This is a genomic window from Actinokineospora auranticolor, assembly GCF_041897805.1.
In the GTDB taxonomy this organism is placed as follows: domain Bacteria; phylum Actinomycetota; class Actinomycetes; order Mycobacteriales; family Pseudonocardiaceae; genus Actinokineospora; species Actinokineospora auranticolor.
Map to the genome: position 1 here is coordinate 7611471 of NZ_CP154825.1, position 20398 is coordinate 7631868.

General features: G+C 71.6%; 19 protein-coding genes and 1 pseudogene. 16 read left to right on the forward strand and 4 right to left on the reverse strand.

Annotation, left to right across the window (positions count from 1 at the left end; all coding sequences use genetic code 11):
• The first annotated feature begins 8 nt into the window (after positions 1–8).
• The 4 genes from V5P93_RS33145 to V5P93_RS33160 all read left to right on the forward strand — a co-directional run bounded on the left by V5P93_RS33145 (position 9) and on the right by V5P93_RS33160 (position 4139).
• The gene (locus V5P93_RS33145; protein WP_104478169.1) at positions 9–1832 is read left to right on the forward strand and encodes a Xaa-Pro dipeptidyl-peptidase; all 1824 of its coding nucleotides are present in this window, start codon (positions 9–11) and stop codon (positions 1830–1832) included.
• Between the two features lie 104 nt (positions 1833–1936).
• Positions 1937–2560 (forward strand): nucleoside triphosphate pyrophosphatase, encoded by a 624-nt coding sequence (locus V5P93_RS33150; RefSeq protein WP_104478168.1) that lies wholly within the window; start codon positions 1937–1939, stop codon positions 2558–2560.
• Between the two features lie 63 nt (positions 2561–2623).
• Positions 2624–2719: a putative leader peptide gene (locus V5P93_RS33155; protein WP_342752250.1), complete on the forward strand. Its 96-nt coding sequence runs from the start codon at positions 2624–2626 to the stop codon at positions 2717–2719.
• Positions 2720–2753: 34 nt separating this feature from the next.
• Entirely contained in the window at positions 2754–4139 is a 1386-nt protein-coding gene (locus V5P93_RS33160; RefSeq protein WP_104478167.1) for a dicarboxylate/amino acid:cation symporter, read from the forward strand.
• A 62-nt stretch (positions 4140–4201) separates the two neighbouring features.
• Here the strand turns inward: V5P93_RS33160 and V5P93_RS33165 are convergent, their stop codons facing one another.
• Positions 4202–4915: a hypothetical protein gene (locus V5P93_RS33165; RefSeq protein ID WP_104478166.1), complete on the reverse strand. Its 714-nt coding sequence runs from the start codon at positions 4913–4915 to the stop codon at positions 4202–4204.
• A gap of 147 nt (positions 4916–5062) precedes the next feature.
• Between V5P93_RS33165 and V5P93_RS33170 the strand changes: the two genes are divergently transcribed.
• The 7 genes and pseudogenes from V5P93_RS33170 to V5P93_RS33200 all read left to right on the forward strand — a co-directional run bounded on the left by V5P93_RS33170 (position 5063) and on the right by V5P93_RS33200 (position 11187).
• On the forward strand, positions 5063–6841 hold the full coding sequence (locus V5P93_RS33170; protein ID WP_104478165.1) for an acetyl/propionyl/methylcrotonyl-CoA carboxylase subunit alpha: 1779 nt from the start codon (positions 5063–5065) through the stop codon (positions 6839–6841).
• 57 nt (positions 6842–6898) lie between these two features.
• Positions 6899–7354, forward strand: a complete 456-nt coding sequence (locus V5P93_RS33175; protein WP_104478164.1) for a DUF1707 domain-containing protein — start codon at positions 6899–6901, stop codon at positions 7352–7354.
• Between the two features lie 121 nt (positions 7355–7475).
• Positions 7476–7988 carry a DUF1707 domain-containing protein gene (locus V5P93_RS33180; RefSeq protein WP_104478163.1) on the forward strand — a complete coding sequence of 171 codons (513 nt, stop codon included), beginning with the start codon at positions 7476–7478 and terminating at the stop codon, positions 7986–7988.
• Positions 7989–8047: 59 nt separating this feature from the next.
• The gene (locus tag V5P93_RS33185; protein WP_104478162.1) at positions 8048–8584 is read left to right on the forward strand and encodes a GNAT family N-acetyltransferase; all 537 of its coding nucleotides are present in this window, start codon (positions 8048–8050) and stop codon (positions 8582–8584) included.
• A 143-nt stretch (positions 8585–8727) separates the two neighbouring features.
• Complete coding sequence (locus V5P93_RS33190) at positions 8728–9099, forward strand: transcriptional regulator (RefSeq protein WP_104478161.1); 372 nt, start codon at positions 8728–8730, stop codon at positions 9097–9099.
• A 28-nt stretch (positions 9100–9127) separates the two neighbouring features.
• Complete coding sequence (locus V5P93_RS33195) at positions 9128–10453, forward strand: PPE domain-containing protein (RefSeq protein ID WP_104478160.1); 1326 nt, start codon at positions 9128–9130, stop codon at positions 10451–10453.
• 5 nt (positions 10454–10458) lie between these two features.
• A pseudogene (locus tag V5P93_RS33200) lies at positions 10459–11187 on the forward strand (ESX secretion-associated protein EspG).
• 219 nt (positions 11188–11406) lie between these two features.
• Here V5P93_RS33200 and V5P93_RS33205 read toward each other — a convergent pair.
• On the reverse strand, positions 11407–11661 hold the full coding sequence (locus tag V5P93_RS33205; RefSeq protein WP_146107963.1) for a hypothetical protein: 255 nt from the start codon (positions 11659–11661) through the stop codon (positions 11407–11409).
• Between the two features lie 33 nt (positions 11662–11694).
• On the opposite strand from V5P93_RS33205, the gene V5P93_RS33210 reads away from it, so the two are divergent.
• A complete protein-coding gene (locus V5P93_RS33210; RefSeq protein ID WP_219823925.1) occupies positions 11695–12678 on the forward strand; it encodes a hypothetical protein in 984 nt (327 codons plus the stop codon).
• 3 nt (positions 12679–12681) lie between these two features.
• On the opposite strand, the gene V5P93_RS33215 is transcribed toward V5P93_RS33210, so the two are convergent.
• On the reverse strand, positions 12682–14421 hold the full coding sequence (locus V5P93_RS33215; RefSeq protein ID WP_104478159.1) for a glycerol-3-phosphate dehydrogenase/oxidase: 1740 nt from the start codon (positions 14419–14421) through the stop codon (positions 12682–12684).
• 152 nt (positions 14422–14573) lie between these two features.
• Between V5P93_RS33215 and V5P93_RS33220 the strand changes: the two genes are divergently transcribed.
• Both V5P93_RS33220 and glpK read left to right on the forward strand, forming a co-directional pair.
• On the forward strand, positions 14574–15323 hold the full coding sequence (locus V5P93_RS33220; RefSeq protein WP_104478158.1) for an MIP/aquaporin family protein: 750 nt from the start codon (positions 14574–14576) through the stop codon (positions 15321–15323).
• Between the two features lie 25 nt (positions 15324–15348).
• Positions 15349–16860, forward strand: a complete 1512-nt coding sequence (gene glpK, locus V5P93_RS33225) for a glycerol kinase GlpK (RefSeq protein WP_104478157.1) — start codon at positions 15349–15351, stop codon at positions 16858–16860.
• Between the two features lie 676 nt (positions 16861–17536).
• On the opposite strand, the gene V5P93_RS33230 is transcribed toward glpK, so the two are convergent.
• Positions 17537–18940 (reverse strand): NAD(P)H-quinone dehydrogenase, encoded by a 1404-nt coding sequence (locus V5P93_RS33230; protein ID WP_104478156.1) that lies wholly within the window; start codon positions 18938–18940, stop codon positions 17537–17539.
• Between the two features lie 139 nt (positions 18941–19079).
• Here V5P93_RS33230 and V5P93_RS33235 point away from each other — a divergent pair, with 139 nt between their 5' ends.
• On the forward strand, positions 19080–19541 hold the full coding sequence (locus V5P93_RS33235) for a gamma-glutamylcyclotransferase family protein (protein WP_104478155.1): 462 nt from the start codon (positions 19080–19082) through the stop codon (positions 19539–19541).
• 146 nt (positions 19542–19687) lie between these two features.
• Complete coding sequence (locus tag V5P93_RS33240) at positions 19688–20260, forward strand: hypothetical protein (RefSeq protein ID WP_104478154.1); 573 nt, start codon at positions 19688–19690, stop codon at positions 20258–20260.
• Positions 20261–20398 lie beyond the last annotated feature (138 nt).

Below are 20398 nucleotides of genomic sequence, written 5' to 3' on the forward strand. Positions count from 1 at the left end.
CTGCACGCATGGCAATACGGCGATCCGCGCTCACCCTGGCCGTGGCCATCGTCGCCGGGTTCGGCGCGTTGGTCGTCCCGGCATCGGCCGCCCCGAACCCCTTGCAGCGCACGGAACCGACCTACTCCTACGCGAACGCGATCCGGGAGACGGTGTGGGTGGACACCGGGTTGTCCGCTCCCAACGGCGCCCGCGTGCGCGTCGCCGCGGACATCATCCGGCCGAGCGAGGTCACCTCCGGCGTTCCGGTGATCATGGACGCCAGCCCCTATTACGCCACTCTCGGCCGGGGCAACGAAAGCCAGAAGAAGACCTACGACAGCGCGGGCAAACCCATCCAGTTCCCGCTGCACTACGACAACTACTTCGTCCCGCGCGGCTATTCGGTCGTCCTGGTCGACCTTTCCGGAACCGCCCGCTCCAACGGCTGCGTGGACATCGGCGGGCGCTCCGAGATCGCCTCCGCCAAGTCCGTCATCGACTGGCTCAACGGCCGCGCCACCGGCTACACCACGGCCACCGGCACCGCCACCAAGACCGCGGGCTGGTCCAGCGGCGCGGTGGGCATGATCGGCAAGTCGTGGGACGGCACGATCGCCAACGGCGTCGCCGCCACGGGCGTCGACGGGCTCAAGACCATCGTGCCGATCGGCGCCATCAGCTCCTGGTACGACTACTACCGCGCCTCCGGGGCCACTTTCACCAGCGGCAGCCCGACCGGGTTGACGCAGGTGGTGGAGAACGCGCAGGGCGCGGCCAACTGCGCGTCGGTGAAGTCGACGCTGACGAACGGCTCGCCGAGCACCGGCGACTACACCGCGATGTACCGGGAACGGGACTACGTGCAGAGCGCGTCCCGGGTCAAGGCCAGCGTGTTCGCGGTGCACGGGCTCAACGACCTCAACGTCAAGACGATCAACTTCGGACAGTGGTGGAACGCGCTGCCGCCGACGGTCGAGCGCAAGATCTGGCTGTCGCAGACCGGGCACGTCGACCCGTTCGACTACCGGCGCCAGGTCTGGGTCGACACGCTGCACAAGTGGTTCGACCACTACCTGGTGGGCATCGACAACGGCGTCGAGGACGAGCCGGGGTCCACTGTGGAGCAGTCGCCGGACGTGTGGGAGGACGACAGCTCCTGGCCGCCGGCCAAGAGCACGACCACGTTGCGGTTGACGCCCAGCGGCACCGCGGGTGTCGGCACCCTGGGTGCCACCGCGCCGCCGTCGGGGACCACCGCCGCCTTCACCGACAACCCGAAGATCGGCGAGTACGACTGGATTAACAACCCCACCGCCACGTCCGCGTCCCGGCTCGCCTACCGCACCGGTGCCCTCAGCAGCCCGATCCGGATCTCCGGCACCTCGCAGATCACCGTGACGGCCACCTCGTCGAGCAGCGCGGCCCGGGTGAGCGCTGTGCTCGTCGACTACGGCCCGGCCACGATCCGCAACTACCGGGCCACCGGCGAGGGCATCCGCACCCTGTCGACGCGGTCGTGCTGGGGCGAGAGCGCGACGGGTGACAGCGCCTGCTACCTCGACACCGCCGCCAACACCACGTCGGTGACGCAGAACGTGATCGCGCGCGGCTGGTCGGACCTCGGCCACTACGCGGGCCTGGAGACCCGGCGGAACCTGAGCCCGGGCACCCAGTACACGATCACCTTCAACCTGGCCACGACCGACCAGACGATCCCCGCCGGGCACCGGCTCGGGCTGGTGATCGGCAGCACGGACAGCAGCTACATCGCCGCGGCCGGTTCGTCGCCGCGCCTGGTGGTGGACCTGTCGAAGACGTCCCTGCGCGTGCCGCTGGTCGGTTCCATCTGATCGGGATCCCGCAGGAACACCACAACCGCCACTCGGAGCACCGTGGGCAAGAAGCCACGTGAACCAAGTGGCGGTTGTCGGCAACCGACCCGTAGGCTCATCCGGTGCGCTTCGTACTCGCCTCGCAATCCCCTGCCCGCCTTGGTGTTCTGAAGGCCGCCGGGATCGAGCCCGTGGTCCGCGTGTCCGGTGTGGACGAGGACGCGGTCATCGCCGGTCTGCCGAACGCGAGCCCCGAGCAGGTCGTCACGGCGCTGGCGGAGGCCAAGGCGCGGACGGTGGTGGGCGACCTGGAGCGCGTCGAGGACGCCGTCGTGGTGGGCTGCGACTCGATGCTGCGCTTCGACGGGCAGCTCGTCGGCAAGCCGGGCACGCCGGAGGTCGCGAAGGCGCGGTGGCTGAAGATGGCGGGCGGCGAGGGCACCCTGCTGACCGGCCACGCCGTGCTGCGCGTGCGCCACGGCGTGATCGCCGACTCGGCGATCGCCGCGGAGAAGACGGTCGTGCGCTTCGCCTCCCCCACGGTCGCCGAGATCGACGCCTACATCGCCACCGGGGAGCCGCTGCAGGTGGCGGGCGCCTTCACCCTGGACTCGCTCGGCGGCTGGTTCGTCGACGGCATCGACGGCGACCCGTCGAGCGTCATCGGGATCAGCCTGCCGCTGACCCGGCGACTCCTCTCCGCCATCGGGGTGAGCGTCACCGACCTGTGGCGTTCCACCAAGTGAGAGTGATACCGCTCTCCGGGTGAGACGGGAAGTTCCACACCGCCGACCTGGTTTGATCCGGGTGTGAGGTCCCATCCGGGTGTCGCGCTGACCCAGCGCCTGCACGTCGACCTGCGACGGCAGGCGAGTTCGCTGTGTCCGCGCGCGGCCACCGCCTGACACCCGCATCTCCCTCCCCCACCCTGGAGCACCCATGTCCAGCGCGCCCGAACAACCCGAAACCCCCGTGGACCCCGCCAAGCGGGCCAATCGCCGAACCCTCTACTTCGGACTGGCCGTGCTGGCCGGACTGGTGCTCGGCGCCGTGCTCGGCTTCGTGGCCAAGCAGACCGGCGCCGAGTGGCTCGACACCACCCTGAGCACCATCGGCAACATCTTCACCAGCCTGCTGCAGTTCACCGTGATCCCGCTGGTGTTCACCGCGATCGTGGTGGGCGTCAACAGCCTGCGCGGTCTCGGCGGGCCGCGCACCGCCGCCCGCCTCGGCGGCAAGACGCTGCTGTGGTTCGGGATCACCTCGCTCATCGCGGTGCTCATCGGCATCGCGGTCGGGCTCATCGGCGGCGTGGGCAAGGGCCTGACCATCGAGCCGAGCGCGGCCAACGTCGAGAAGATCGCCAGCCGCACCCCCGGCGACTGGCTGACCGTGCTCAACGGGTTGGTGCCGGAGAACATCGTCAACGCCTTCGCCCAGGGCGAGGTGCTGCAGGTCGTGTTCGTCGCCGTGCTGATCGGCGTCGCGACCTACGCGCTCGGCGACAAGGCCGCGCCGTTCGTCGCGGTGAACCGGGCCGTGTTCGACATCATCCAGAAGGTGCTCGGCTGGATCATCAAGCTGGCGCCGATCGGCGTGCTGGGCCTCATCGGCCACGCGTTCGCCACCTACGGCAACACCTTCGTCTCCCGGCTGCTCTCGCTCATCGCGGCGGTCTACATCGCGGCGGCGCTGGTGCTGTTCGTGGTGTACCCGGTGCTGCTGCGGTTCGTGGGCAAGGTCAGCCCGCTCACCTTCTTCGCCAAGTCGTGGACCGCGCTCCAGTTCGCGTTCGTCTCCCGTTCCTCGGGCGCGACGCTGCCGCTGAGCCGCCAGACCGCGGTCAACCTCGGTGTCGAGCCCGGCTACGCCGGGTTCGCCGTGCCGCTGGGCACCACGACCAAGATGGACGGTTGCGCCGCGCTCTACCCGGCCATCGCCACCATCTTCATCGCCAACCTGTTCGGCATCTCGCTGAGCTTCTGGCAGTACGCGGGCATCGTGCTGGTCGCGGTGTTCGGCTCCTTCGCCACCGCGGGCACCACGGGCTGGTTCAGCATGCTGACCCTGACCCTGAGCACGATCGGCCTGCCCCCGGAGGCGGTGGCGACCGGTCTGGCGATCGTGATCGGCATCGACCCGATCCTCGACATGATCCGCACCGCGACCAACGTGGGCGGGCAGATCGTGGTGCCGGTGCTGGTCTCGCGCTCGGAGGGCCTGCTCGACGACAAGGTGCTGCACACGCCGAGCGCGCCGCCACTGCTGGACGGGCCGGTCGAGGCGGAGACCCCGCGCGCCGAGAAGGAACCCGTCCCCGCCTGAGCCGCACTCGTCAACCGCGCGAACCGCCCCGGAGCAGCAGGCTCCGGGGCGGTTCGCGTCACTCAGGGGCAGCCGCGCAGCTGGATCTCGGTCGGGACGATCTCCGGGTAGCCCGGGAGCTGGTCCATCCGGCTGTAGGTCTTGGTGCAGCCGAGTTCCTCGCCGCCCAGGCCGAACACCTGCACGTAGACCTGCCGCTGGCAGTCCTCACCGGTCCGGCAGTCGCGCTGCACGGTGATGACCTCGGGCGAGGAGTCGCCGACCACGTTGGCCAGGCTCAGGTAGTTCGCCGCCGAGAAGAACGCGCGGCCCAGCGGGCTCCACTTGTCCGAGCGGCCCGCGATGACCTGACCCGTCGTCCCCTTGTCCCCCACACCGCGGACGATGCACGCCGCCACCGCGCCCGCCGCGCACTGCAACGAGCTCTCGGTGAGCTTGACCCCCAGGTCGGTCACGGTGATCTCGATGATCTGCGGGCTGCCCGGGCTGCCGATGAGCAGCCGCCCCGAGGCCGCGCCCGAGTCGCCGATCAGCTGCACGTCGGTCCCCGCGACCGGCACCTGGCCGAGCCGCTTGCACGGTTCGCGCTTGCACTCGCCCGCGCGCGGGTTGGTCGAGGCGGAGCTCGTGGTGAGCGGCGCGGCGGCCGCGGGGTTCGTGCGGACCCGCAGCACCGCGGCACCGGTCAACGCGGCGGCGACGACCAGGCCGCAGATGACCATGGCGAGCACCACCGCGGTCGGGGCTCTCCGACCGCGCACAGCGAACACCTCCACGGGACCGCACCTCCGCCACACCGCCCGGTGACCGCTAGAAGGGTAGCGTCGGGTGTGGGCTTGGTCTCCGTCATCGCGCGGACCGGATACGTAAACTGCCCACCAGCCGGTGAACGGCGACTAACACCAGCAAGAGGAGGCACCGGCGTGTCCGACTCGGCCAAGGTCCTGACCAAGGTCCTCATCGCGAACCGGGGCGAGATCGCCGTACGGGTCATCCGCGCCTGCCGGGACGCGGGGCTGGCCAGCGTCGCGGTGTACGCCGACCCCGACCGCGACCTCCCGTTCACCCGGCTCGCCGACGAGGCGTTCGCGCTCGGCGGCAGCACCCCCGGCGAGAGCTACCTGTCGGTGGACAAGCTCCTCGACGCGGCCAAGCGCAGCGGCGCCGACGCGGTGCACCCCGGCTACGGCTTCCTCTCCGAGAACGCCGAGTTCGCCCAGGCGGTGATCGACGCGGGCCTGGTGTGGATCGGCCCCGACCCGCGGGCCATCCGCGACCTCGGCGACAAGGTCACCGCCCGGCACATCGCGCTGCGCGCGGGCGCGCCGCTGGTGCCCGGCACCAAGGAACCGGTCGCCGGTGCCGACGAGATCATCGCTTTCGCGAGCGAGCACGGGCTGCCGGTCGCGATCAAGGCCGCGTTCGGCGGCGGCGGGCGCGGCCTCAAGGTGGCTCGCACGGTCGAGGAGATCCCCGAGCTGTTCGACTCCGCGGTGCGCGAGGCGGTCGCCGCCTTCGGCCGCGGCGAGTGCTTCGTCGAGCGCTACCTGGACCAGCCGCGGCACGTCGAGGCGCAGGTGCTCGCCGACAAGCACGGCACCGTCGTGGTGGTCGGCACCCGCGACTGCTCGTTGCAGCGCCGCCACCAGAAGCTGGTCGAGGAGGCGCCCGCGCCGTTCCTCACCGACGCCCAGCGCGCCGAGATCCACAGCTCCGCCAAGGCCATCTGCAAGGAAGCGGGCTACTCCGGCGCGGGCACCGTCGAGTACCTCGTCGGCACCGACGGCACCATCTCCTTCCTCGAGGTGAACACCCGGCTCCAGGTCGAGCACCCGGTGTCGGAGGAGACCGCGGGCGTGGACCTGGTGCGCGAGCAGTTCCGGATCGCGGCGGGCGAGCCGCTGCGGTTCACCGAGGACCCGATCCCGCGCGGCCACTCCATCGAGTTCCGGATCAACGGTGAGGACGCCGGTCGCGGCTTCCTGCCCGCCCCCGGCACGGTCACGCTCTGGCGGGCGCCGGAGGGGCCGGGCGTGCGGGTGGACTCCGGTGTGGAGTCCGGCACGGTCATCGGCGGCCAGTTCGACTCGATGCTGGCCAAGCTGATCGTCACCGGCGAGGACCGCGCGCAGGCGCTGGCCCGCGCGCGGCGCGCGCTGGACGAGTTGGTCGTGGAGGGCATGGCCACGGTCGTGCCGTTCCACCGGGCGATCGTGCGCGACCCGGCGTTCATCGGTGACGACAACGGGTTCTCCGTGCACACGCGGTGGATCGAGACCGAGTTCGACAACACCATCGAGCCGTTCACCGGCGGCGCGGAGGCCGCGGAGACCGAGCCGCGGCAGACCGTCGTGGTCGAGGTCGGCGGGCGCAGGCTGGAGGTGTCGCTGCCGGGCGGGTTCGCGCTGGGCGGCACCGGCGGCGGCACGGCGACCAAGGCCCGGCCCCGCAAGCGGGCGGGCGGCGAGTCGGCGGCGGCGGTCTCCGGCGACGCGGTGACCGCGCCGATGCAGGGCACCATCGTCAAGATCGCGGTCGAGGACGGCCAGGCCGTCGCGGCGGGCGAGCTGATCGTGGTGCTGGAAGCCATGAAGATGGAGAACCCCGTCACCGCGCACAAGGCGGGCACGGTCACCGGGCTCACCGTCGGCCAGGGCGGGACCGTCACCACCGGGGCCGTCATCTGCGAGATCAAGGACTGACCGGACGTGAATCGTGGTCGCGTCCGGGCCTTCCGGGGTCCGATTTAGAATCCGGGCATGGCCCAGGGCGAGCACGACGGCATCCGGATCAGCGCCGCGGAGCGGGATGAAGCCGTCACCATGCTCGGTGCGCACATGTCCACCGGGCGGCTGGAAGTCGAGGAGTACGAGTTCCGGACCGTGCGGGCCGCGGCGGCGCGGACCCGGGCGGAGATCGAGTCGCTGTTCAGCGACCTGCCCGCGCCGCACCCGGACCTGAGCGGGGCCGCCCGGCCCAACCCGAGCGCCGCGCTCAAGAGCATGCTGCCCAGCAGGCCCGCCAACAGCAAGGGACTCGTGGCCACCCCGGCCAGCGAGGCCCTGGACACCCTCGCGGGGCTGCTGTTCGTGCTCGGGTTACCCGGGGCGATCCTGCTCACCATCTACCTGGGCATGTGGTGGACGATCGTGGGCGTGGTGGTCGGCGCGATCACCGCGGGCGCCATCGCCGAGGCGGTCAAGAAACCCGCCTGAGCGCGATTCGCCGCATCTGCCCGCTATGTCCGGTGGATCCGGCGAAAACCGGCCTTGATCACGGGATCTCCTGAGAACAACCTCAGCGCGTCGGCGGTCCGCATTCCGTAGCATCGAGTACGTGAGCGAGATCGAGCGGTCCGAACTGCGCGTCGGTGACGCCGAGCGGGAAGACGCCATCCGCGCGCTCGGCGAGCACATGAGCGCGGGACGGCTCGACGTGGACGAGTACGGCGAGCGCAGCGCGCGGATCACCACGGCCAAGACCCGTGGTGAGCTGGTGGCGCTGTTCACCGACCTGCCCGACCCCAAGCCCGCCTTCGGCGCGCCCCAGCCACCACCCACCCCGGCGCACTCGCCGGTCCCGGTGCCGCCGCGGGCCCTGAACGACTGGCAGTCGCGGCCGGTGGGCCAGCGGGTCTTCGCCGCCTTGATCCCGCTGTCGGCGATCACCGGGGTGCTGCTGTTCATCTCCTTCGTGCACTTCTGGCCGATCCTGCTGCTGCCCGTCGCGATGACCGCGATCGGCGGGGCCCTCTTCGGCGACGACTGGCGCCAGGACCAGCGCGGCAACCGGCGCGGGCGCCGGGACATGCGGCACTACCGGGGCCACTACGGGCGCGGCTGGCGCTGACCTCTGCTCCGTTCGGTCGCCGTAGTCCGACCGTCGGTGCCGCGGGGTAGCGTGCCGGTGTGGAACCGGTGGAGATCAACGCGGGCGGGTACTACCTGCGCGCGCTGCGCGACGACCCGCGATTGGACGACCGCCCCCGGCTCCTCGAGGGCTTCACCGACCCGGTCAGCAGGCAGTGGCTCGCGCACGTCAAGGTCCACGACCTGGCCACCGCGGGCGAGTACATCGCCCGCCGCGCCAAGGACTGGGCCGACGAGACCCGCTTCTCCTGGGCGGTCGCCGAGCCGACCACCGGCCTGCTGCTCGGCGAGGTGCTGATCAAGGACCTCGACCTGGCCGCGGGCACCGGCGAGGTGGGCTGCTGGGCGCACCCGGACGCGCGCGGCCGGGGTATGACCACCGACGCGCTGGCCGCCGTGCTGCGCTTCGGCTTCGGCGCGCTCGGCCTGCGGGAAGTCGTCTACACGCACGCGCGCGGCAACGCGGCGTCGGCGCGGATCGCGGAGAAGTTGGGCTTCACACCGCTGAGTGACGAACAGTCGGAGCACATCGTGCTCGGACTGCGTAACCCGGCCGAACGGGTGGACGTTGAGTAGACGTCAGACCGGCGAAACCAAGCCGAAATCACCCGCGTCTACGAACTAGGTAGGAATAGTCGAAACCGATCGTGGCGACTCGTTAGAGTTGGCTCGACACGGGCAGTGACAGGGGACCCAGCGGGAAAGGGTGGTGACATCCGGTGGCACCGGGAACCAACGGGCACGGGCACGGGGGTGGCCGCGGGCACGACCTGCTCGACCTGGCACCGGAGGCGGTGCCCGCGCTGCGCGCGGCGTTCGCCGACGCACTGGCCAAGGTCGACGGGCAGCTCGAACTGGGCGAGACGGGCCTCGCCGTCGAACGGTGGGCCAGGGACCCGGTGAGCGAGGACGCCACCCGGGTCTTCAACGCGCGCACGGTGCACCACGAGCGGGCCGCGCTCGACGCGCTGCGCGCCTACCGCGCCCGGCTCGACACCGCGGTGCACACGCTGGACCGCGTCGCCGAGCAGTACCGCCTGCTCGAAGAGGACAACCGGGCGACCGTCACGCAGAAGGGCACGGCGGGCTGAGGCCCGCGCAGGGGCGAGGGGACGAGCGATGACCGAGCAGAACGGGCAGCAGCCGGAGACCAAGCGCTGGCGCGGCTTCACCCACAAGGAGCTGTACCTGATGCTGCACGACGGCCCCGGCGCGCAGGCGTCGGCCGAGCCGTCCCGGCGCTGGGCGCAGCTCTCCGCGACGCTCAGCGAGATCGGCCAGGACCTGGCGGCGACGCTGGACGGTTCGTCCGCGGTGTGGGCGGGCCGGGCGGCGGGCGCGGCGCGGGAGCGGCTGGCCCCGCTGGCGGGCTGGGCGCGCGCGGCGGCCGTCGAGGCGGGCGAGATGCGCGTGGCCGTGGAGAACCAGGCCGAGTACGTGGCGCGGGCGCGGGCCGACATGCCCGCCCCCGAGGACGTGCCCGCGGTGCGACCGGACCCGGCCGTACCGCCCGCGACGCAGGTCGCGCTGGTCGGCGGGGACGTCGAGCCGGTGGAGGCCGCGCAGGCGGCGGGTGCGCAGAAGGCGTTCGAGGTGATGGCCGCGTACGAGGTCGCCACCGGGCAGAACCTGGGCCTGCTGACCGGCTTCGAGGAGCCCGCCGGCCTGGTGGGGCAGGGCGACATCCGGCGCGACCAGGGCGACGGCGTGCAGTCGTCGGGTACGCACACGTCGTTCACCGGTCACCTGCCGACCCAGGTCCCGACCCAGCCGAGCGGTGTCGACCAGCAGCCGCGCCACTTCCACGGCGGCGCGGGCGGTCCAAGCGGCGGCATCGGCGTCGGCCCGTCGGGTGACGGCATCGTGCCGCGCGGCGGGCAGCGCATCGACGTCTCCGGCGCGTCGGTCGTGGAGGCCCCGGAGGCGTTCCGCCGCCCGATCCAGCCGGGCCTGCTCTCCGGCGCGTCCCCGGTGATCACGGCCGAGGGCCCGGTGATCGGCCTCGGCGGTGTCGGCGGTGTCGGTTCGGGGTCCGACCGCTCCAGCGGGCGCTCGACGCGGCCGCTGACCGGTGGTTCGGTGATCGGCGCCGACCCGTCGACGTCGTCCGGCGCGGGTGCCGCGTCGTCCGGCCTGACCGCGAACCCGGCCGCCGCGGCCGGTGCGCCGATGGGCGCCGCGGGTGCGGGTGCGCCGCTGGCGGGTGGCGACCGGGTGGCGGACAAGATGGCGATGCGCCGCTTCGGGGCGGAGGCGCTGGGGTCGAGCCAGTGGTTCGGCGACACCGTCGAGTCGTCGTCGAACAACGCGACCAGCAGTTCGTCGGCCCGCCAGCTGGGCGGCAGGCGCCGGGACCTCAGCCGGGGCGAGGATTCGCCGGTCACCGAGTCGGTCAGCGTGGACGGCGAGGACGTGGCGCTGCCGCCGGGTGTGATCGGCGGCTGACGCGGGTGGGGCTGGCGGTCACGGCCCTGGAGTTCGACGTCTTGGTGGCGCACCTGGGCATCGAGCCGGTGCCCCTCGTCCTGCGGGTCCCGTCACCGGGGCGCACGGAGGGCGAGCGCGCGCACCTGGCGCGACAGGCGTGGTCGGGTCTGACGACGCGCGGGCTGGGCGGCCCGTACTCGCTGGACCCGACCTTGTCGCGCCTGCTCGACCTGCTGCGCGGGCCGGACCGGGAACTCGACGGTCGCCTGTGGACAGACGGTCCGTTGCGGGTGCTCGCGGCGGCCACGGGGGATGACGCGGTGCTGGTGGTGAAGACCGAGCACTGGCTCACCTTCCACCCCGCCGACGCCTCCGGCCTGGCCCGACACGCCCTTTCCGTGCTGCCCCAACGCGACCCGGGCCCCGGCCAGTCCGTCACCCTGCCCACCGCGGACTTCGAAGCCGCCACCACCGCCCCCACCTTCGCCGAGGGCCTGCGCACCAGGGGCATCCGCCACTAGGACGCCAAGGCCCTCACCGAGATGCTCAAACCCCCACACGCCCACGGCACCTTCGCCGCCGCGACCCGCGACCGGTGGGGCAAACGCACCAGAACCGACCGCGTGATCAGCTACTTCGACACCGAAGACGGCCGCTACCTCCAAACCCGAGTCGACGGCTGGACCACCATCTCCCCCACCAACTCCCGTCGCCTGTTGCACCACGTGTCAACTCTCCTCCCGGCGACCTGAGCAAGAACGCCATACCGCGATCTGAATAAGATATTCCCAGGCCGACATATCGCCAGGTCGAACCGCGCCCGCCAGCCCGGATCCAACCGCGAAGTGCGGGCTCGACACCCCGTGTAGCCTGGTGTTCGACCGAATTCGCGCCGGAACCGCGACGGGCAAGGGGTTTCGATGAACACCACCCGGATCGACAGCGAGCAACTCCGCACACCACCCGTTCAACTACGCCACGATTTCTTCGAAACTCCCGAATTCCGGGCCGCCTTCGAAAGCCAGAACATCGGCCAGGTATTCAAGGCATACCGAACCCACCCCCGGAACCTGCACCTGTTCGGCAAACCCCTGAACCAGAGCGTGCTGGGGAGATGGCTCGGGCTCACGCAAACCCAGATCAGCAATCTCGAGACCGGCCGAACGCCGCAGCACGACCTCGAAGTCCTCCGGAACTGGGCGAGGACCCTCCACCTCCCCCAGCACCTCCTGTGGTTCGACTTCCCGGGACAACGCCGGTTGGACACGCAGGCAACCCGGCAGAACCCGCTGATCGCGGCCACGGGCATGGACACCGTCGAACTGCTCCAGCGCCTTCGGGCCTCAGCGGTCGACCGGGCGACGGTGGAGGCGCTGGACATCACCGTCGAACAGCTCTGCTGCGACTACGCCCACGCCGACGCCCGGGAGTTGGCGCTCACGGGAAAGCAGTGGTTGGCCCGGATCACCGAGCTGCTGGAGAACCGCCTGACCCTGGCTCAGCACCGCGACCTCCTCGGCCAGGCGGGGACACTCGCGCTGCTGGTCGGGTGCCTCGACTACGACCTGGGCGACGCGGCCTCCGCCGAGGCCACCCGGCGGATGGCGCTGGGGCTCGGGGTCGAGTGCGGGAATCCCGACATCATCGGGTGGGCGCACGAAATGCTCGCCTGGTTCCACCTCACCTCCGGGAACCTCCGCGCTGCCATCCCGGCCGCGGCAGCCGGGATCACCGCCGCGCCATCCCGCTCGGTCGCCGTGCAGCTCTACGGCCAGCAGGCGAAAGCCCATGCCCGGATGGGCAGAACCGAAGCGGCCCACAGCGCCCTGGAACGGGGCCGAGAGCTGTTGGACAAGTTGGCCTACCCGGCACGACCGGACAACCACTTCGTGGTCGACCCCGACAAGTGGGACTTCTACGCCATGGACACCTACCGCATCGCCGGGCAGGACGACCTCGCCGAGCGCAATGCGGAGGAGGTGATCCGGCGCAGCGTCAATCCCGAAGGGGTGGTCGTGGCACCGATGCGCAAGGCGGAGGCCGAACTCACCCTCGCCGTCGTCGCGGCCCGGAAAGGCGACTCGGACGAGGCGTCCCGATTGGGTGCGGCGGCGTTGCGGGGCGGGAGGCGCAGCAGGCCGTCGTTGCTCATGGTGGCGGGCGAGTTGGACGACGAGCTGCGTGCCCGTGGGACGGGTGCGGACTTCCGCGTGTTCCTCGAAGACCTCAAGCGGCCCGAGTAGCCGCTACGAGACCGGCGATACCAGGAACTCCCGCACGTCCGGTGCCCCAGCCCGAACCGCGTCCGCCGCCGCGTCGTCGGGTTTTATCTGGGAGTCGCGTTCGGCGGCGACTCGGGCGACGTAGTTCGCGATCTCGAACTCGACGCGGTCCTCGTCCCACCCCAGTACTCCCGCCATGACCTCCGCGACCTGTCTGGCGCAGTCCACGCCCCGGTGCGCGTACTCCATCGAGATCCGCGTCCGCCGGGTCAACACGTCCTCCACGTGCAGCGCCCCCTCCGCCGCCGCCGCGTAGGCGATCTCGACGAGGAGGTAGTCCGGGGCCGCGTCGACGGGTTTCAGCAGTTCCGGGGTGGCCAGTTCGAGCACCGCGTGCACCAGGGATCCATACCGGTCCAGCAGGTGCCGCACCCGGTAGGGGTGCAGCCCGTACCGCGCCGCCAGCAGGTCCGCCTGGTTGACCAGCGCGTGGTAGCCGTCCGCGCCCAGCAGCGGGACCTGGTCGGTGATCGACGGGCGCAGCCGCCCCGGTAGGTCGACGGCGGCGGCGTCCACCGCGTCGGCGGCCATCACCCGGTACGTCGTGTACTTCCCGCCCGCGATCGCGACCAGGCCGGGCGCGACGCGGGCCACGGCGTGCTCGCGCGACAGCTTCGACGTTTCCTCGCTCTCACCGGCCAGCAGGGGCCGCAGCCCCGCGTACACGCCCTCGATGTCGTCGTGCGTCAGCGGTGTGGCCAGGACCGAGTTGACCTGCGCCAGGATGTAGTCGATGTCCTGCCGGGTGGCCGCCGGGTGGGCCAGGTCGAGGTTCCAGTCGGTGTCCGTGGTCCCGACGATCCAGTGGTTGCGCCACGGGATGACGAACAGGACCGACTTCGCCGTGCGCAGGATCAGCCCCGACTCCGCCACGATCCGGTCGCGGGCGACCACGATGTGCACGCCCTTGCTGGCCCGCACCCGGAACCGCCCCCGGCTGCCCGACGCGCGCTGCAGCTCGTCCGTCCACACGCCCGTGCAGTTCACCACGACGTCCGCGCGCACAACGGTTTCCGCGCCGGTCTCCACGTCGCGCACGCGCACGCCCGACACCCGGTCGGCCTCGCGCGTGAAACCCACCACCTGGGTCGACGCGCGCACGACGGCGCCGTAGTGCGCGGCCGTGCGGGCGACGGTCATGGTGTGGCGGGCGTCGTCGGCTTGGGCGTCGTAGTAGCGGATCCCACCGATCAGCGCGTCGCGGCGCAGCGCCGGGACCATGCGCAGCGCGCCCGCGCGGGTCAGGTGCTTCTGCCCGGGCACCGACCGCGCGCCGCCCATGGTGTCGTACAGGAACAGGCCCGCCGCGGTGTACGGGCGCTCCCATCCCCGGTGCCGCAACGGGTACAGGAAGCTGACCGGCTTCACCAGGTGCGGCGCGATCCGGGTGAGCATCAGCTCCCGCTCCCGCAACGCCTCGCGCACCAGGCCGAACTCCAGCTGCTCCAGGTAGCGCAGCCCGCCGTGGAACAGCTTGCTGGACCGGCTCGACGTGCCCGACGCCAGGTCCCGCGCCTCCACCAGCGCGACCCGCAGCCCGCGCGTGGCCGCGTCCAGCGCCACACCGCAGCCGACGATCCCGCCGCCGATCACCACGACGTCGAACGGCTCCGCGGCGAGCCGCCGCCAGGCCCGGTCGCGCTCCGCCGGGCCGAGCACACCGCCCGGCGAGTCCGATGTGGAGTGTGGTGTGCGGCTGGCCATGGCTCGCCTCCCGGTGCGGCAGCGGGTGGACCGACCACGACCACGCTACCCGCCCGCGGCCGCGCGGGCAGTCGACCCGTTGCCAGTCGAACGGGCGAAAGGTAACGTCCAGGTCACTCAGGGTAGGTGCGCACCGGCGTGAGGAGCACCGCATGCCTTTGCCCTTCTGGCAGACCGTCCTCTGGGAACTGCTGGGCACGGGCACGCTGATCCTGCTCGGCGCGGGCGTCGTCGCGAACACCACGCTCAGGGGCACCCTCGGGCACGGGACCAATTGGCTGCTGATCACCCTGGCCTGGGGCTTCGCCGTGTTCACCGGCGCCAGCGTCGCCGCCCCCAGCGGCGCGCACCTCAACCCGGCCGTCACCGCCGGCCTGCTGTGCGCCGGGCAACTGCCCTGGTCGGCGGTACCGGCGTACCTGCTCGGCCAGTTCACCGGCGCCTTCCTCGGCGCGGTGCTGTGCTGGCTGGCCTACAAACCCCACTTCGACGCGCACGACGAACCCCGGGCCACACTCGGGATCTTCGCCACCGGCCCGGCCATCCGCGCGCTGCCGTGGAACCTGGTCACCGAGGTCATCGGCACCTTCGTGCTGGTGTTCTGGGTGCTCACCAGCCCCGCCGCCAAAGCCGCCGACAGCAGCGGCGTGCCCCAGTTCGGCAACTCCGCGCTGGGCTACGCGGCCGTCGCCTTCGTGGTCATCGCCGTCGGCGCCTCCCTCGGCGGCCCGACGGGCTACGCCATCAACCCCGCCCGCGACCTGGGCCCGCGCCTGGCCTACGCGGTGCTGCCGATCCGCGGCAAGGGCGACCCGGACTGGCCCTACGCCTGGGTCCCCGTGCTCGGCCCCCTGCTCGGCGCGACCGCCGCGGGTCTCCTCTACCGCACCCTGCCTGTTTGACGAGAGTTCACGAGAGGCTGACCCCATGACCGACTACGTGGCCGCGATCGACCAGGGCACCACCTCCACGCGCTGCGTGGTCTTCAGCCACGAGGGTCGCGTCGTCGCGATCGACCAGCGCGAGCACGAGCAGATCTTCCCGCGGGCGGGCTGGGTCGAGCACGACCCGGTGGAGATCTGGGCGAACACCCGGACCGTGGTGGCGGGCGCGCTGGCCAAGGGCGACCTCGCGCCGTCGGACGTCGTCGCGGTCGGCATCACCAACCAGCGCGAGACCGCCGTCGTGTGGGACCGGACCACCGGGGAACCGGTGTACAACGCGATCGTCTGGCAGGACACCCGCACCGACCGGATCGCCGCCGACCTCGGCGCGCTCGGCGGCGGCCAGGAGCGCTACCGCGCGACCACCGGACTGCCGCTGGCCACCTACTTCTCCGGCCCGAAGGTCCGCTGGATCCTGGACAACGTGGACGGTGCCCGGGCCCGGGCCGAGGCGGGCGACCTGCTGTTCGGCACCGTGGACACCTGGCTGCTGTGGAACATGACCGGCGGCGTCGACGGCGGCGCGCACCTCACCGACCCGACCAACGCCTCCCGCACCCTCCTCATGGATCTGTCCACACTGGACTGGGATGCGGACATCGCGGCGGAGATGGGGATCCCGCTGTCCATGCTGCCCGACATCCGACCGTCCGCGGGCGAGTTCGGCCGGGTGCGCGAGCGCGGCGCGCTGGGCGGCGTGCCGATCACCGGCATCCTCGGCGACCAGCAGGCCGCCACCTTCGGCCAGGCCTGCCTGGACCCCGGCGAGGCCAAGAACACCTACGGCACCGGCAACTTCGTGCTGCTCAACACCGGGACCGAGCGCGTCGCGAGCGAGAACGGCCTGCTCACCACCGTCTGCTACCAGCTCGGCGACCGCCCACCGGTCTACGCGCTGGAGGGTTCCATCGCGGTCACCGGCTCACTGGTGCAGTGGGTGCGGGACAACCTCGGCATGATCGGCACGGCGGCGGAGATCGAGGAGCACGCGCGGTCGGTCGAGGACAACGGCGGCTGCTACTTCGTCCCCGCGTTCTCCGGCCTGTTCGCCCCCTACTGGCGCGCCGACGCGCGCGGCGCGATCGTCGGCCTGACCCGGTTCGTCACGAAGGGACACCTGGCCCGCGCGGTGCTGGAGGCCACCGCGTACCAGACCCGCGAGGTGATCGAGGCGATGAACGCCGACTCCGGCGTGCCGCTGACCTCGCTCAAGGTGGATGGCGGCATGGTGGTCAACGACCTGCTGATGGGGTTCCAGGCCGACATCCTGGGCGTGCCGGTGATCCGGCCGGTCGTCGCGGAGACCACCGCGCTCGGCGCCGCCTACGCCGCCGGGCTGGCCGTCGGCTTCTGGGCGGGGGAAGCGGACCTGCGCGCCAATTGGGCCAAGGACGAGGAGTGGGCACCGTCCATGCCGGAGGCGGAGCGCGAACGCCTGTTCCGCCAGTGGAAGAAGGCCGTCACGCGCACATTCGACTGGGCGGGGAATGACTGAATTCCGCGCGCGACCGGAGAACGGCATCAACCGAATAGCGTAGTGCCAATCCCCTTTTCGGCGGGGGCACCGGCCGCCCCGCCCGGGCGACCAGCACCCCTACCCCTGGGGTATTTCCAGCTTTCGTCGAACAGCGGGCCGCTCAGCGCGATCCGCTGGACCGCTCAGCGCGATCCGATTCCGGCACGGTCCACCCCCGGCCACCCACCGCGGCGGCCCGCCACCGCGCGGTAGCGACCGGGAAGCGAACGAACATCACCGAACCTGGTTCGCCGAGTGCACGGGTGTCCGGTGCACCGCCCCAGTGCGGCGCACCGGCAATGCCCGGGTACTAGGCGTTGGTCGTTCTGTCTTTTCCTGCGATCGCGAACACCCCGGCCCACAGCCGCGGGATCTGTCCGATCCCGCCGCAGCGCGGGCAGAAGTCCTTGCGGTTGGGGGCGAGTCCTGAGCCCAGGCATTCCGGGCACTCAGTCCGACGCGGCATGGTCAGCCTCCGTAACGGTTCGGTCCCCCAGGGGTACCGGCTCAGTAGGTCTATCGAAAGAGCGGGGCCAGAGTTTCACTCTTTCTCGTGTAAATCCAGTCACCGAGAAGCGAGCAGTCAGGCGCTAGATTTGCACGATGTGGTGAACCTAGCGTTCAAACCCCCGAACCGGGTGAATTCCGCCGGAGTTCAGTCCAGATCGTCGTGCCGCATCAGCTGGCGACCCGCCTCGGTGATCGAACCCGACAGCGACGGGTACACGGAGAAGGTCAGCGCGAGGTCGTCCACGGTCAGCTGGTTCTGCACCGCGAGCGCGATCGGCAGGACCAGCTCGCTGGCGCTCGGCGCGACGATGACGCCGCCGATGACCACCCCGGTGGCGGGGCGGCAGAACAGCTTCACGAACCCGCGGCGCAGGCCGGACATCTTGGCCCGGGCGTTGGTGGCCAGCGGCAGGGTGATGGTGCGCGCGGGCACCTCGCCCGCGTCGATGGCCTGCTGGCTGATGCCCACGGTGGCGATCTCCGGGTGGGTGAACACGTTCGCCGCCACCGTCTTCAGCTTGATCGGCGCCACGCCCTCGCCCAGCGCGTGCCACATCGCGATCCGGCCCTGCATCGCGGCCACGGACGCGAGCATCAGCACACCGGTGCAGTCGCCCGCGGCGTAGACACCGGACACGCTGGTGCGCGAGACCCGGTCGACGGTGATGAACCCGCCGGGGCCCGGCTCGATGCCGATCTTGTCCAGGCCGATGTCGGTGGTGTTGGGGACCGAGCCCACGGTCATCAGCGCGTGGCTGGCGCGCACGGTCTCGCCACCGCGCAGGTGCACGGTGACCCCGTCGGCGTCACGCTCGATCTTCTCCGCGCGGGCGTGCTTGACCAGCGTGGTGCCGCGCTCGGAGAACACGTCCTCCAGCACCGCGGCCGCGTCGGCGTCCTCGTGCGGCAGCACCCGGTCGCGGCTGGAGATGACCGTGACCTTGACGCCCATCTCGATGAACGCCGAGGCGAACTCCGCGCCGGTGACCCCGGAGCCGACCACCACCAGGTGCTCGGGCAGCTCGGACAGGTCGTAGATCTGCCGCCAGTCGAACACCCGCACGCCGTCGGGCTCCGCGCCGGGGATCACCCGGGGGGTGGCGCCGGTGGCGATGAGCACCACGTCGGCCTCGACGACCTCGGTCTCCCCGGTGTTGGTCTCGATGGCGATCCGGTGCGCGGCCATGCCGGTGCGGTCGTCGCAGAACCGGGCGGTGCCGCCGACCACCCGCACGCCCTCGCGCTGCACCCGGTTGCGGATGTCGGCGGACTGGGCCAGCGCCAGCCCCCGGACCCGGCCGCGGACCACCGGCAGGTGCACGGTGGAGTCCACGTCGTTGGTGCCGATGCCCAGCTCGTCGGCGTCGCGGAAGGCCACCCGGGCACCCGCGGAGGCGATGAACGTCTTGGACGGGACGCAGTCGTAGAGCACGCAGGCGCCCCCGAGACCGTCGCGCTCGACGACCGTCACCTCGGCCCCGTGCTGTGCGGCGACCAGGGCGGCCTCGTAGCCCGCCGGTCCGCCACCCATGATCACGATCCGGGTCACCTGGTCCTCCGTTTCACCCGCGCGTGTACCGCGAACACGGTAACCGGGACGCACTGACGAGCACCGGGGTGGCCGCGAAAAGGTGATCCCTTGGCGCGGCTGCCTGCTGACACCGCACTGTGTCGCTAGGCTGTGCCGCGTGCCGCTCTACGCCGCCTACGGGTCGAACATGGATCCGGGCCAGATGATGCAGCGAGCCCCGCATTCGCCGATGGCCGGGACGGGGTGGCTCGTCGGCTGGCGGCTCACCTTCGGCGGCGAGGACCTCGGCTGGGAGGGCGCGCTCGCCACCATCGTCGAGGACCCGGGCTCGCAGGTGTTCGTCGTGCTCTACGACGTCACCGACGACGAGGTCAACCTCGACCGGTGGGAGGGCTCCGAGCTCGGCCTGCACTCCAAGATCAGGCTGCGGGTGCAGACCCTGGAGGGCTCGGTGCTGGCCTGGCTCTACGTGCTCGACGCCTACGAGGGCGGCCTGCCGTCGGCCCGCTACCTCGGCGTGGTCGCGGACGCGGCGGAGGCCGCGGGCGCACCGGCCGACTACGTCGACGGCCTGCGCACCCGACCGTGCGACGGCATCGGCCCGGCCACCGCCAGCTGAAAGTCCGCTCCACCTCGGCGCCGGGCAACTCCACGCCCGTACGCACGTCTCCCGAGGTGCGGCCCGACCACGGCCGCACCTGCATCGACCGCTGCTCCACAGTGGACCGTGAGTGGCGGTCGGGGTCAGAGGGGAGATTGAGGAAGATGCGAACACTGAGACTCACGCCCAAGCGGATCGCCGCGGCGGTGGTGGCCGTGGGCACGGCCGCCGCGCTCGCGGTCGCGGTGCCGTCCGTGGCCTCGGCCACCGAGGGCTACTGCGGGATCAGCTGGGGCTCGACGGACAAGTCGGCGGGCACCCTGGAGCGCGGCACGCTGACCAACGTGCGCTCCGGCCAGCAGGACTGCTACGACCGGTTGGTCCTGGACATCGCCGCACCGGCCGCGCACGGCTACAGCGTGCGCTACGTCCCGGAGGTCACCGAGGACGGCTCCGGCCACGTCGTGCCGCTGCGCGGCGGCGCCAAGCTGCAGATCGTCGCCTACGCCCCCGCCTACGACGACGCGGGGCAGCCCACCTACACCCCGGCCAACCGGTCCGAACTGGTGAACACCACCGGGTACCGGACGTTCCGCCAGGTCGCGTGGGCCGGTTCGTTCGAGGGCCAGACCACCGTCGGCCTCGGCGTGCGGGCCCGGCTGCCGTTCCGCGTCCTCGTCCTCGACGGCCCGGGCGGCGGCTCACGCCTGGTCATCGACGTGGCGCACGCCTGGTAGGCGACCCGATCCGGTAGTCGAACCCGGGTAACCCGTGTCCGGTAGTCGAACACGGGTTACCCGTGTCCGGTAGTCGAACACGGGTAACCCGTACCCGGTAGTCGAACCCGGAACGGCCCGGTCCGACAGTCGAACCCG